This is a genomic window from Pedobacter mendelii, assembly GCF_014635725.1.
Taxonomy (GTDB): Bacteria; Bacteroidota; Bacteroidia; order Sphingobacteriales; family Sphingobacteriaceae; genus Pedobacter; species Pedobacter mendelii.
Genome location: NZ_BMDJ01000011.1, coordinates 119243 through 133815, shown reverse-complemented (window position 1 = coordinate 133815; position 14573 = coordinate 119243). Strand labels below are relative to the sequence as shown.

The following is a 14573-nucleotide window of genomic DNA, read 5'->3' as shown; positions in this document are numbered from 1 at the left end:
ATGGATTTTCATTTAGTCTGAAATAAATAAGTCTGTGAAAGCGATTCTTATTTAATATGTTGGTCTCCTAATTTTAAAAAAAAATCTTTAATCAGATTCCTCACTTCATCCATCTGGTAAAACTTGGAATAGACAGAACTATTAAGTTGAATACCGTATAGGGTATAAATTTCTGTGAATGCCTTTTTATCACCCTTTCTCCACAGAATGGCTGACTATAGGTCAGCATAAGCCCTATAATCACGCCTTACTTGTATCGTTTTTTATAAGATAAGCGTTGAAATGAACCAAATCATAAGAACTTTCATCTACATATTATGTTTGTTAATCGTGCATAAATTCTGAATGGAAAGGATAATTAGTACTATTATTTTAGGGGATTTACCACAAAATTGAGGTGAAAATTTTATGAAGATGAAGAAACGGGGCTTAGTTTGGTTTAAGAATGACTTGAGATTGCACGATAATGAAGCTTTAACAAGGGCTTTAGAGGAATGCAGTGATCTGGTTTTCTGTTATTGTATCGAAAAGAAAGACTTTGAAAAACTGGATTTTGGTTTTCGAAGATCCGATATAATCAGATTTAAATTCATGGAGCAGTCTGTTCTTGATTTAAAGAAAAACCTGGAGTCACTGGGCGGTCATTTGATTGTTGGAGTGGACTCTGCGCTGGTTACCTTGCCCGGGCTGGTTGAGGCATATGGCATTACTGATGTATATGCAGAAAAGGAATATGCAAGTTACGAAATCACTTTAGTTGCTAAGGTCTTGAAAGCCTTACCTAAAACCAGGTTTCATTTTTTCTGGGGCAAAACGCTTTACCATAAAGATGATATTCCTTTTGAAATATCCAAAATTCCGCTAACAAGCAAAGCTTACAGAATTCCTGCCGGCAAAGCGGCTGAGTCCCGGAAAACTTTTAGCCGTCCTGATCATTTAAAGGCCGCTACTCACATTAAAGCAAATGAATTCCCCGCTTACAAGCACTATGGTTTTACAAAAAAAGAATACGAAAATTGCAAGCCATTTGTTGAGGGCGGTGAAACAGCAGCACTAAAAAGACTTGAATATTATACTTTTAAATCCGAGCTTTTGACAGGGTACAGGTGGAGCAGAAATAAATCAGATGGCCTGGATTACAGTTCGAAATTTTCGCCTTATCTGGCACTAGGTTGTATTTCCGCTCGAGAGATATATGAACGGGTAAGGGAATACGAAGCGCAGATTAAAAAAAACCAGAGTACCTGGTGGCTCATTTTTGAACTGGTGTGGAGGGATTATTTTACTTTTAAGGGGATGCGTTTCGGAAGTTCTATCTTTCTAACAAAAGGTTATAAAAATAAAGATATTTTTTGGGAGAATGATCCGCTGAAATTTGAAAAATGGTGTTTAGGTAATACAGGAATTCCATTTATTGATGCGCACATGAGACAATTGAACCAAACGGGATATATGAGCAACCGGGGACGGGTAAACTGTGCGAGTTATTTTGTGCATGATTTAAAGATTGACTGGACCTGGGGCGCAGCTTACTTTGAGTCGAAACTTATAGATTACGATGTAAGCTCAAATTGGATGAACTGGCATATGCAGGCATTTGAAATCTGGTATACCAATCCTGTACACCAATCGAATAAATATAAGTCACAAGACTTTATCCGGCAGTGGATACCCGAGCTTGCGGGCAGAAATAATATAGAGGTACTCATCCCCTGGGAATTTGACATTCCCGATTATCCCAAGCCGATTGAAATATATAAAAAATGGACCAGAGCCATTAACCTGATAGAGAAAATATCACCTTAGATATGGTACGTTCTACATTTTCCAATAAATTGAGTTGGATAGGCAAATTATTAATACATTGCCGAAGCAATAGTTAATTTTGCTTGTTATAAGTATATGCAAGCGCATTCAGATATATCAGAAATAATTATGTCTATCACTATCTATCGCGGTCCAGAGAAAAGTACTTGTCCATCTGAAATTGCCCGCATGCTATTTCCTGATGACTGGCGTAAGCATATGAAAAATGTTCTTGATGTTGCGATTAATTTGCATAATCAGGGTAAAGTAATCATAACCCAAAAGGGGGTACCTGTTGATGTAAATCATATTAAAGGGCCTGTTCGTATTAAAATCAATTGAATCTTATTATAGATTTTGATGTTTTTCTGGAAATCATTTGATGGCTTTTTGCGGAGCTGCTTTCAAAATTATATTGCTGCTCAAACCAAAACAAACTTAAAGTGTTCATAATATAAAATGTAACGCCCATGTCACTTAAATCATTATCTAAAACCCGCTGGAGCATTGAGCCAGGCCGTGTAACCGTTTATCCCTATGGTCTTTCGTATATTTTAGCCAGTATATTGGCGATCATCTTTGCTGCGGGATATTTAGTCTACATTTATTATCTTCAAAATTCTGTAGGTTCATCGTTGCCATTACTCCTGGTGTTGATCGTTATAATTTCACTTTTCGTAGGTTGGGCAGGAACTTCTATCGAGTTTGATATTAATGAAGGGGTAATGCGTAAAAAACTGATGGGTTTTCTCCCGATAAGCACTATACCATTTTCTCATATTTATGGGATCAATCCCGTTTCCAATCTCACGGGTTCCTATACTTACCGGGTATTCAAAAAGGATAATCGCTATGGGAAAGGCCTGCTTGTATCTTGTGCTTACGGAAAAAATAATGATCCGAATGCCCTCGCATTTGTAGATGAAGTGATAACGCCAATCCATCATTATCTTGAGGCCCATGATGGTCCTGAAGATTTTAAACCCATTAATATAGAACGCTATACTTTTTTTAATGTGGAGGGTAGTGCTTATATCGTAAAAAAGAATAAGTTTGGAAGCCTTATATTAGGACTGGCTTTATTGGCTATCGGTATTCATGAACTTACGCCGGGCGCATGGTTAGGCGATGGATGGACAATTGGTCGAATATGCTTTATGCTCTTAACCCTCATAGGCGGCCCTGCCATTATGCTTGCTGGTTTTACAGATGTAAGACTGGATATAAATTCCCGTTTGCTCACAAGAACAAATCCTACTGGCCTCGGCAATTGTAGCTACTCTTTTGATGACTTTAACGGACTGCAAACGGTAAGAAAATCGACAAACTTCATTTACTCGGGAACCGATGTTCGGGCTTATTTCTTGAAGCCCGGATCGCAAAAGGAGGTTGTAATAGTGCTACAAAGCTTTTTTAGTACCCGAAAAGTAGAACGGTTCGTTGCTGAGGTTAATAGCATCATCGTTTAATTTAATACCGTTGTGTGTTGCGGCCAAGTTTATAACAAATTGTTAAATAAGAAACTTACGCCCTTATGAAAAATCTGGTTACGACTGTGCTAATGTTATTCTCTGTTATTGTGTTGTTCCATAGAAGTCGGGCTAAGGAGGATGCATGCTTTAAAATCACGTTCAATATAGCCATTAATGGGAAAGCTATCAGTGCGCCTTTAAATAGCTTTTCGGATCAGTATTCAACCACATATTATGGAAATTCAATCGGCAATATCATTCTATCATTAAACTGTAGTGCCTTGCAATCAATGGAATCTTGATAGAACAATGAATTTTTATTTAACAGCCATCTGATTTTACCTAACTTTTTTATGGAAATAGAAGCGCCCTTAATCCTAAGCATTTTTTAATTAAACACTATTTTTATCGCGATGAAATACATGTTAATCATTACTTTTTTTTATTTTCTTTCATTACCAGCCCATTCACAACCTAAGCCGGTGCGAACAGGGTGGCATTCATTCACTATCCAGTGGATAACTTTTAACAAAAACAATCCCGGAAGCGTATATATAAAAGAAATCGGAAAGGACGAGTACAGCGTTGAAGGTGAACAGAAGGATCCAAAATCCCATGATAATGTATCCATTAAAGGAACAATCCTGAACCAGGGAAGCACGTTGAAATTTAATGGAAAAATAGTTTCGAAAATCAGTTTCATCAATGGTGGACAGCCTTGTGAATTCAATGGACTTTCCATTTTTAAGGCCAGTGGAAAAAGAAAATACTGGAGGCTGCAACAGATGCTCAATTGCGACGGTGAAACGACAGACTATATAGATATCTTTTTTTAAATCGTGTTCACCTGAACCACGAGTATTGATTTAACTTAATCTGATGAAGAGCATCTAAGGTTGAATTCTGCTGCTATTCTTCTGAAAATAGAGAGTAAAATTCCACCCAGCATCCCAAAAAGCCATTTAATAAATCAATTCCAAAAATTTCTACTCATCAGGATTAGCCACGAAAGTCTTTGAGGCGATGTTCACCCTAAATACGACAGCATTCCCGGTGTGTTTACCCGTGGTGCCATCTAAATCATATGCCTTTACCATAAATTCTTTTTGCGTACTATCTGTATAAGCGAAGAAAAGGTCTGCATGGTGATTCTTGCGGCTACCTATTTTTATCTTTTTTAAAAAGCCATCAAGTATCAAATGGATTTTTTTAAGTGCATAAGTATATTGTACCATCTCTTCCAGCAATGCTTGCTCATCGCGGATTTGATGCCGTTTGTTGAGCCAGGCAAATAATATTCTGTTATTGTTTTGAGTAGCTAAAGCGATTGAATCGCTGGTTTCGCAGCCAGAGTGGTCTATCTTAAATCCATACTTTTCTGAAGCCCATTTTTCTGCTTTCAATCTATTAGCATCTGGTAATACCCCCACTATCTGGTAAACAAGTGTATCAGGTGTTTGGGTAAGGATTATCGGGTTGAGAGGTTTATTCGGATTATTTTTTACTTCCTCCCTGCAGCAACAGAGCAAAACAAGGCTAAGCGCCAGGTATATTGAAGGTCTTTTTTTGATGATAAGCATGTTCATTAATTATTTAAGCGTTTAGCACTAATAATATGGCGTAGAATAACTTTCTTAAATAAATTGCCTTACTTTCTCATTTTTCTCCAATCAGCTAAAGTATACTGATGGTTTTTTATAGGGTCATAATAGTAGATTTGATAAGTTTTAGGGTCAACTGCAAATTGATACAGAATTTTATACGAAGGTGCCGGATTGATCACATTCACCTGGTAATATGGGATATAAATATCCGGTAAGGCACTAACATTTAAAGATAGCTGGCTTTTGCCATTGCCTAGTTGCCTGATTAGTTTCACTTTTTCCTGAACTTCGGGTAAGGCCAAAACAAGTGTCAGTACCTTTTTTTCTTCTTTATTAACGGCTCTGATTTCCTGGGCTAGAGCGTTAATTTTTACCATCGAAAATAAACAGGTAAATAAAGTAACTGATAAAACGATTCTACAATTTCTGAGATGCATAAGCGTGTACGATTAAGTCTTCGTTCTTGATAAGATATACAAGCCTGGTAGTTGTTTTGTTTCAGAATTTTCGATATAGATATTTTTCTTTATGCAAATAACAATATGCCTTATTATAAGGCAATTAAAGCTTTTTTATTGTTTGCGGTGCGTTTCTCGAAAATGCTGCGCTTGTGTTAAAACATAAATCGAATCCCGTTGCTTTGCAACTTCTGATTCTCACACATTTTCCTAGTTCGCATTTCGTAATCATTTTAAATCTTAAGTTGATTGTTTGATTGACTTTCTGTATATTCACCTATCTAAATTATAGTTCAAATGAAAATCAAATTTAAATCAATCTATGTGTTTGTGCAATCGTCACTAGCGGTAATGCTTTTATTGGCAACTTCATCGTTCACGCAAAGTCCATCCGAATTACAGGAATTCAAAATGACTATCAAGAACACCGACAAAGGCTTGGAACTTCAAGGCTTAAAAGGAAGTGCTTGGACTAACTTAAGCTTTACAATAAACAATTATCGTCCCCAAGCTGTGGATGAGTATGGCATGACCGAGATTGATAAGTCTACAGGCAACGATCCAAAGTTAGCGAACTTTCTGTTTACAATTGCCAAAACAAAAGATGTCGTAATTCTAAAAGGAGTAAAAGGAACAGCTTGGAAAGAACTTACTTTCTCACTTGCGAAAGGGGAGTCACAACAAGTCGATCAAATGGGAATGACCAAATAGTACTATCCACTTCCAATCATGTTATTTACTGGGCGTCGTTGAGACACCCATTTTTTTTGTTTTACATTTTTGCTAAACACATCAGACTCTCCATCCAAGCTTAGCACCAAGCATCGTATTAATTAACATAGCCAATAAAGCATTTTCAGCCATAAAAAAACCCTCCAGTTTTCACTGAAGGGTTGTGGGCCCAGCTGGGCTCGAACCAGCGACCAAAAGATTATGAGTCTTCTACTCTAACCAACTGAGCTATAGGCCCTGAAAAAACTATTGTTTTTTGCGAGTGCAATGTTACAAATTTGGATTCAAATTTGGAAAAAGTTTTTCACAAAATTTTTTAATATTATCATTTCCAAGTAATTGCTGTTTTTTAAAAACAAAAACATTAATAATTTCTTTTAGATTACGTTATTGTAAAATAAAAATCCCTTTTTTGGAGTTATGTAAGCAAAAGACAGTTTTAATGAAAATTAGCTTAATTTTATAGAACTAAGCCATAAACGTTTTTTATTAAACGAATTGTATTTTGTATTAAAAATTAAATTTTAGCAGCACGCTCATGGATTATAAGCAACTACAAATTGATGTAGAAAAGCATGTAAACAATTATTTTAATACTCACCAGGATTCGAGACTGGTTTATCACAACCTTCAGCACACAAAAGATGTGGTTGATGCAACCCATCAAATTGCCAATCATTATCAGTTAAATGATGAAGAATTTTTTATTGTTACCACTGCTGCGTGGTTTCATGACACGGGCTATTTTGAAGATGTATTTCATCATGAAATAAAAGGTGCCGAATTGGCAAACAAATATTTAGAAACGGAGGGCGTAAGCGAAGAAATCAGGATAAAAGTTTCTAATGCTATTTTAAGTACTAAAATCCCTCAAAAACCAACCAATCAATTAGAGAATATTTTATGCGACGCGGATCTTTTTCACTTAGGTACTGAAGATTTCCGAAAAAAAGGAAAATTGATGCATAAAGAAGCTGAACTGATTTATAAAAAAGATATCAGCAAAAATGAATGGCGTATTAAAGATATCCAGTTTCTTGAAAAGCAACATTACCATACCGATTATGTCAACTTATTACTTAGCGAACAGAAAGCTAAAAACATCGAAAAAATAAAAAGTAAACTGTCCGATCAGAAAGACCAGGTTGTTTTTGATGCAATGCCTGTTGAAATGGCAAGTTCTGCTGTTGTGGCTCAGGATAATAAAAAGAAAAATAAAAAGGATAAAACCGAAAAACCCGATAAAGGTATCGAAACCATGTTCAGGATTACATCGGCAAATAACCAGCGTTTAAGCGATATGGCAGATAATAAGGCACATATTTTAATTACCGTTAATTCCATAATGCTTTCCTTGATTGTGAGTTTGCTATTAAGAAGATTGGAAGACCACAGTAATTTAATTATCCCTACATTTATTTTACTTACGGTAAGTTTAACTTGTGTAGTCGTTTCCATTTTATCAACCCGGCCGTCTATTCCTCCCGGAATTTTTACACCTGAAGATATAGATACTAAAAAAGTAAACCTCCTGTTTTTTGGTAACTTTTATAAAATGTCGTTACCAACCTATACCGATGGTATGCTTAAAGTAATGAATGATAAAGAATTTTTATATGGCACTTTAATAACCGATGTTTATTCAGGAGGCGTTGTTTTGGGCAGGAAATATAAACTCATCAGGCTGGCTTATAATATTTTTATGTTTGGTTTAATTGCGGCAGTTTTAGCATTCGTTGTCGCCTACGCAGCTTACGGTAAACTTTAATGGAAAAAGCTGTAACCACTTTGTTTAACAGGGATTTAAGCTGGCTCAAATTTAATGAGCGAATTTTAATGGAGGCCGAAAGAGAGCATGTGCCTCTTTTAGAGCGTATTAAGTTTCTGTCTATTTTCTCTTCTAATCTTGATGAATTTTATCGGGTTAGAATGCCCGTTTTACTTGCCCTGGAAAAATTAAGCAACCGCGATGACAATGAAATTCAAATTGAAGCTGATTTGTTAAATACGGCAAACAGCTTAATTTCTGAGCAGCAACAGCGTTATGGAAATGCACTTAGATTAAATATAATTCCTGAACTGAAAAAAAATAATGTCAATTTAATTTATGGCGAATCTTTTCCAGAAGAAATTAATAAGCAGGTTACGCGTTATTTCTTAAGTCAGGTTTTGGCTTTTATACAGCCGATTTATGTTGACGAACAAACTAAATTTTTTCCATCTAATAATGAACTATATTTTCTCATTACCCTGAATCAGGGTGGTGTAGCAAAAACAGTTATCTTAAATATTCCTTCAAATGAGTTGCCTAGGTTTTATAAAGTTGATACCGGCAAAGATATTTTTATTGTTTTTTTAGACGATATTATACGCTTTCATCTCGATCTCATTTTCAATACAGCAGAAGTTTCCGGATGCTTTAGCTTCAAAATAACCCGCGATGCGGAGATTGATTTAAAGGATGAATACTCAGGTAGCTTATCCGACCAATTAGAAGCGCAATTGCTAAAGCGAGACTCGGGTCTTGCAACAAGATTTCTTCATCAGCCCGGTATACCAAAAAGTGTTGTGGTTTTGCTTAAAAAACTTTTTAACCTTAAAAAAGCTAATATGGTAGAAGGTGGGCAATACCATAACCTGAAAGATTTTATGAATTTTCCGGTTAGTAACCCAAATTTATCAAATAAATCATGGCCAAAAATATGTAATACCGATGTTGTTCATGGGAGTTTAACAGAAGCGATAATCAAGAACGATATCCTAATTCATACACCATATCAAAGTTATGATAGTGTACTTCGGTTTTTTAATGAGGCTGCTGTAGATCAGGATGTACAGGAAATTTACCTGACAATTTATCGGGTGGCAAGCGATTCAAAGATTATAAATGCACTCATCAGTGCAGCGCAAAATGGTAAGAAGGTTTTTGTATTGGTAGAGCTTAAAGCCCGTTTTGATGAAGCCAACAATATAAAGTGGGCGAAAAAAATGAAAGAAAAGGGTGTAGAAATCGTTTATAGCGTTACTGCCTTAAAAGTGCATGCCAAAGTAGCTTTGGTTAAAAGAAAAATTGGTAACAGAATGCTTTATACAGGTTTACTGGCAACAGGAAATTTTAATGAAAGCACTGCAGCATTTTATACAGATCATATTTTAATGACAGCCAATAAAAAGATTTTGAGAGAGATTGAACTGCTTTTTATTTTCCTCGCGAAAAGAATTAAACCTTCATCAACCGATTTGATAAATTTTGAACATATTTTAGTTGCACAATTTAATCTTCAGCAAACATTTTTAAACCTGATAGAAAGAGAAATTGAATATGCGAAGTTAGGCAAACAAGCTTCAATTACAATTAAACTAAATAATCTAGAAGAGAAGATCCTCATCAACAAACTTTATGAAGCATCTCAGGCAGGTGTTAAAATAGAACTGATAGTTCGGAGTATTTGTAGGCTAATTCCAGGTGTTGAAGGCATGAGCGATAACATTAAAGTGATTCGGATTGTAGACAGATATTTGGAGCACGGCCGCATATTTATTTTTAATAATTTAGGTACACAAGATATGTATTTAGGCTCTGCAGATTGGATGAATCGTAATATTTACAGAAGAATAGAAGTTTGCTTTCCAATCTACGATAAAAAGATAAAAGATGAAATTATTGAAATTATAAATATTCAAAAACAAGATAATTTGCAGGCCGTTTTTATTGATGAATCTATGAATAATATTCCTTTAAAAAAGGATGGAACATTAATTGCTTCTCAACATAGAATTTACGAATTTTTAAAAAAACAATCTTTAACTCATGAAAAATTATAAACTTTACATATCATCTTTTCTTTCTGTTTTGTTAATGGCTTTCTTATGTATATCATGCGTTAATGGAAAGCACGATGATAAGGCTGAAACTAAATCTCAACCATCAGAAAAAGGAAATTTTCTTTACGATTTAAATAATCCTGTTAAGTATAATATGCCTCAAAATCTTTTCGAAATTTCAGGAATTGCTTTTCACAACGGGGATTCAAAGCAAGTTTTTGCCATTCAGGATGAAGATGGAGATTTATTTTATTTAGGATTGAATGATAAAGAATCTAAATATGTAAAATTTGGTGGTAAAGGAGATTATGAAGATTTGACTATCATTAAAAACCAGGTTATTATTCTTAAAAGTAATGGAGAATTACATATTTTGCCTTTATCAGAAATCAATAAGGCAGAAGCTGTAAATGTTGTTAAAGTAAAAGATCTGGTTCCTAAAGCTGAATATGAAGGATTGGCAGCTGATGAAAAAGCAGGGAAGATTTATATTTTAACAAAGGGCAGTAAATCTGATGATAAAAATAAAGCAACAAGTATTTATGCTTTTGATTTTGGAGATAATAATTCTTTAAAACCTTCCGGCGAATTTAGTTTACCTTATGAGGAAATAGAAAAGCTTTCGGGTGAGGGTAAAATTAAATTTAAACCATCTGCATTAGTCAAAAATCAAAATACAAATGAATGGTATATTCTTTCTTCGGTTAATAAAATGCTAGTTATTACCAATGCTGATTTTAAAATTAAAGCGGCTTATCCATTAAAAGGCGATGATTTTAATCAACCAGAAGGGATTGCATTTGACAAAGAAAATAACCTTTATATATCAAATGAGGGTGGGACTTTGGCTTCAGGAGACATCCTGCAGTTTAAACCTAAAAAGTAAAAACAAAATATTGAGGTTTATCTTAAATCAAGTTATATTTAGATCTTGTTAAGCTGAGTTGATGAGGCAGTTAAAATATTTTATTAGTCTCAGGATAACAATCTGTATTTGTGATTCATTCTAAAGTTTTCGTGTATTTAGACTACCGAATAACATTATAAACCGAACATTATGATTAAAAATTTTACGTTAACTACATTCATTACGCTAATAAGTTTTGTGGCTTTTGCACAAAATGATGTAAAGTATCGTGTAATTTTATTCGGAGATGCCGGCGAAATGAATGTTGTACAAATGCAGGATTTGAAAAATGCAGCCAAACAAGTTATACCAAAAAAAACTACTGTAGTTTATTTGGGCGATAATATCTATCCAACAGGAATGGGCTTGCCTGGAAGCCTGGAGGAGGAAGAAACAAAGAAAATTTTACAATCTCAATTCGCACCCATGCGGGAGAAAGGGGCTGCTGTTTACTTTATCCCTGGAAATCATGATTGGGATAAATCAGGGCCGAATGGTTTGGCAAAAATTAAGGCTCAGGATGATTATTTAAAAGCCCAGAATGATCCACTTTTAAAGTTAATCCCTCAAAATGGTTGCCCCGATCCTGTAGCAATAAATTTAACCGATAAATTAACGATTATTGCTTACGACAGCGAATGGTGGCTGTTTCCATATAATAAATCAAATCCTAATGGCGAATGCGAATGTCGCACTAAAGATGAAGTTTTGGTTAAAATGGAAGATTTAATGGAGAAAAATAAAGGTAAAGTGATTTTGCTTGCATCACATCATCCGTTTCAAAGTTATGGTCCACACGGTGGCTATTTTAATTTAAGAAATCATCTTTTTCCGCTAACTTCACTAAACAAAAATCTTTATGTACCGTTACCTGTTATAGGTTCTGTTTATCCGGTTCTGCGTTCAACTTTATTAAGCCCTGAAGATTTGAATCATCCTGCTTATAAAGACATGATTAAATCTGTTAATGGTGTTTTTGGCGATAATACAAATGTAACTTATGTAGCCGGACATGAGCATGGTTTACAGTTAATTAAGGGAAAACAATTGCAAATTGTAAGCGGCTCTGGCGCTAAAGTCTCACCAAATAAGAAAGGAAAAACATCTTTGTTTCATGAAATGGAACAAGGCTATGTAATTGCCGATCAGTTGATGAATAATGATATGCGTTACGAATATTATATTTATGCAGATACAGGTGTTAAACGTGTATATAGCTATATAAAGAAATTTGAAACAATTAATCAAAAGGTAATAAACAGAGAAAAGCCGATTTTGGCCGATAGCATTACGGTTAGAATAAAGCCAGAATATGATAGTGTTGGTCGCTTTCACAGGTATGTATTTGGAGAGAACTATAGAAAAGAATATGCTCAGGAAACCAAAGTTCCGGTAATAAGAATTTCCCAAATTGCGGGTGGGTTAAAAGCAACACAAAGAGGTGGAGGAAACCAATCAAGATCTTTAAGATTAGAGGATAAAAATGGTAAAGAATACGTTTTACGCAGCGTAGAAAAGTTCCCCGAAGTGCTTTTGCCAGAGCAATTGAGAGAAACCTTTGCAAAGGATATTATTAAAGACAACATGTCCGCTCAACATCCATTTTCGGCTCTTATCGTACCCGAACTGGCAAAAGCTGGCGGAATACCACATAGTAATCCCATAATTGGATGGGTTTCTCCTGATGATAATTTAGGCGAATATGAGCCTGCCTTTGCAAATACATTATGCCTTTTTGAAGAACGCGAACCGTTGGGCGAATCAGATAGTTCTCCAAAAATGGATAAAAAACTAACTGATGATAATGATAATACTTTAGATGGGCCCGCTTGGGTTAAAGCAAGAGCATTTGATGTCTTGTTAGGCGATTGGGATAGACACGAAGACCAGTGGCGTTGGAAAGAAACTAAAAAAGATGGTGGCTCTCATTATTCACCAGTACCGAGAGACAGGGATCAGGTATTTTTTAGGTCTGATGGCTTTTTACAACGCTTTACTCAGTCTTCATCTCTTTTACCAATGATGCAAGGTTACGAACGTGATATAAAGAATATTGATTGGTTTTTGTGGGAGGGAAGAGAAATAAGTAGTCGCTATACCGCAAATATTAGTGAAAAAGAATGGGATAAAATTATTAAAGATTTTTGCGCAAATTATAATGATGAGGTTTTTGAAAGGGCTTTAAGAAAACTTCCAGAGCCAAGTTATTCACTTCATCATGATGCACTTCTGGCTCAAATGCGAGTAAGAATTGAGCAATTACCCAAGTTAATGAACGATTATTATCATTTCTTTAACAGGATTGTAGATATAGAGGTATCAAACAAAAATGAATTAATTCAAATTTCTGATGCAGATAATAATGGTTTAAAAGTTAAAATCAATAAAATTTCTAAAGAGGGAAATATTAAAGACGAGTTATTCAACCGAATTTTCGACCCGAAAATAACTAAAGAATTAAGGGTTTATATGCATAACGGTAACGATAGCGTAATTTTAAACAATAAAAATTCAAATATAAAAATCAGAATCATTGGTGGCAAAGGCAATAAAGTATATGATTTTGCAAAAAGTAATGGTTCTGTAAAGCTTTATGGCAGGGAAGATAAAGCGACATATAACGGAAATGATGCTGATAAAATCAGAAAAATAATTTCTAATGATACCTCAAACTTTAGTTACATACCTAAGGATATGTATATAAGAAGATCGTATAATTTTAATGTGGGTTATAATAATGATGACGGTATTTTACTTGGATTAATTTATAAACAAACCAATCCTGGCTTTAGGAAAAAGCCTTATGGTAATTCACAGACAATATCATTTTTACATTCTTTTTCTACTAAAGCGTTTCGTTTTAATTATAGGGGAGAATGGTTAAAAGCATTAGGAAAAGCAGATTTTTTAATTAAAGCCGATGCTTATGCACCAAATAATACACAGAATTTCTTCGGTGTAGGTAATAATACAGTTTTTGATGAACATGGTGATGAAATCAGATATTACAGAGCAAGATTTAATCTTTATCAGGTAGATCCGTCAATTAGGTGGCGAAGACCCAAATCTACTTTTAGCATCGGGCCTTCGTTTCAGTATTACAAGTTAAACCAGGAGGATAACGAGGGTAGGTTTATTACAAGTGGTTCTCCTTTAGGTTCTTATGATAGTGTAAGCATTCGCAATGAGAAAATGTTTGCTGGAGCAATTGTGAATTTTATCAATAATACCCGCGATAATGATTTGTTGCCAACATTGGGTAGTTATGTTGATTTTAAGTTGCTGGGTTATAAAGGTATTAATAAGTACTCTAATTCTTTCGGTCAATTTACGGCAAGTATTGCTTTATATAAAAACCTTGATGGAAGGAAAGCATTCATTTTGGCTGATAGATTTGGTGGCGGTATAACAGTTGGCAAACCTGCATTTTATCAATCGCAGTTCCTTGGAGGTCAAGGTAATCTATTGGGTTATCGCCAGTTTAGATTTGCAGGTGACCATAGTTTTTATAATAATTTAGAGTTAAGAGCTAAACTTGGCGATTTAGTTAGTTATGTATTGCCAGGCCAAATTGGGCTACTTGGTTTTTATGATGTAGGCCGTGTTTGGAGTCGTAATGAAAGTTCCGATTTATGGCATCATGGCGTTGGAGGAGGTATTTATTTCGCACCTGCATCACTAACTGTAGTGCGCTTTGTAATGGGTCATTCAAGAGATGGGTGGTATCCCTATGTATCACTAAATTTTAGATATTAAAATTTTAGAAACT

General features: G+C 34.9%; 11 protein-coding genes and 1 tRNA gene. 9 read left to right on the top strand and 3 right to left on the bottom strand.

Annotated elements, in window-relative coordinates:
• The first annotated feature begins 408 nt into the window (after positions 1 to 408).
• From IEV50_RS17100 to IEV50_RS17085, 4 genes are all read left to right on the top strand, one after another.
• The gene (locus IEV50_RS17100; RefSeq protein ID WP_229746778.1) at positions 409 to 1806 is read left to right on the top strand and encodes a DASH family cryptochrome; all 1398 of its coding nucleotides are present in this window, start codon (positions 409 to 411) and stop codon (positions 1804 to 1806) included.
• A 96-nt stretch (positions 1807 to 1902) separates the two neighbouring features.
• Positions 1903 to 2148, top strand: a complete 246-nt coding sequence (locus IEV50_RS17095) for a DUF3253 domain-containing protein (RefSeq protein WP_188416678.1) — start codon at positions 1903 to 1905, stop codon at positions 2146 to 2148.
• Positions 2149 to 2276: 128 nt separating this feature from the next.
• Positions 2277 to 3275, top strand: a complete 999-nt coding sequence (locus IEV50_RS17090) for a hypothetical protein (RefSeq protein ID WP_188416676.1) — start codon at positions 2277 to 2279, stop codon at positions 3273 to 3275.
• A gap of 416 nt (positions 3276 to 3691) precedes the next feature.
• A complete protein-coding gene (locus IEV50_RS17085; RefSeq protein ID WP_188416674.1) occupies positions 3692 to 4114 on the top strand; it encodes a hypothetical protein in 423 nt (140 codons plus the stop codon).
• 150 nt (positions 4115 to 4264) lie between these two features.
• Here the strand turns inward: IEV50_RS17085 and IEV50_RS17080 are convergent, their stop codons facing one another.
• Together IEV50_RS17080 and IEV50_RS17075 are read right to left on the bottom strand one after the other, a co-directional pair.
• A complete protein-coding gene (locus IEV50_RS17080; protein WP_188416671.1) occupies positions 4265 to 4864 on the bottom strand; it encodes a hypothetical protein in 600 nt (199 codons plus the stop codon).
• A 62-nt stretch (positions 4865 to 4926) separates the two neighbouring features.
• Positions 4927 to 5259 (bottom strand): hypothetical protein, encoded by a 333-nt coding sequence (locus tag IEV50_RS17075; RefSeq protein ID WP_188416669.1) that lies wholly within the window; start codon positions 5257 to 5259, stop codon positions 4927 to 4929.
• Positions 5260 to 5637: 378 nt separating this feature from the next.
• Between IEV50_RS17075 and IEV50_RS17070 the strand changes: the two genes are divergently transcribed.
• Entirely contained in the window at positions 5638 to 6051 is a 414-nt protein-coding gene (locus IEV50_RS17070; protein ID WP_188416667.1) for a hypothetical protein, read from the top strand.
• 185 nt (positions 6052 to 6236) lie between these two features.
• On the opposite strand, the gene IEV50_RS17065 is transcribed toward IEV50_RS17070, so the two are convergent.
• Positions 6237 to 6310, bottom strand: a tRNA-Ile gene (locus IEV50_RS17065).
• Positions 6311 to 6610: 300 nt separating this feature from the next.
• Between IEV50_RS17065 and IEV50_RS17060 the strand changes: the two genes are divergently transcribed.
• The 4 genes from IEV50_RS17060 (at position 6611) to IEV50_RS17045 (ending at position 14560) form a co-directional block, all read left to right on the top strand.
• The gene (locus tag IEV50_RS17060; protein ID WP_188416665.1) at positions 6611 to 7840 is read left to right on the top strand and encodes a Pycsar system effector family protein; all 1230 of its coding nucleotides are present in this window, start codon (positions 6611 to 6613) and stop codon (positions 7838 to 7840) included.
• Positions 7840 to 9897: a polyphosphate kinase 1 gene (gene ppk1 / locus IEV50_RS17055; RefSeq protein WP_188416663.1), complete on the top strand. Its 2058-nt coding sequence runs from the start codon at positions 7840 to 7842 to the stop codon at positions 9895 to 9897. The genes IEV50_RS17060 and ppk1 overlap by 1 nt, the downstream gene beginning before the upstream one ends.
• Positions 9884 to 10783: an SdiA-regulated domain-containing protein gene (locus IEV50_RS17050; RefSeq protein ID WP_188416646.1), complete on the top strand. Its 900-nt coding sequence runs from the start codon at positions 9884 to 9886 to the stop codon at positions 10781 to 10783. Before ppk1 ends, IEV50_RS17050 begins: the two co-directional genes overlap by 14 nt.
• 171 nt (positions 10784 to 10954) lie before the next feature.
• Complete coding sequence (locus IEV50_RS17045) at positions 10955 to 14560, top strand: BamA/TamA family outer membrane protein (RefSeq protein WP_188416645.1); 3606 nt, start codon at positions 10955 to 10957, stop codon at positions 14558 to 14560.
• Positions 14561 to 14573 lie beyond the last annotated feature (13 nt).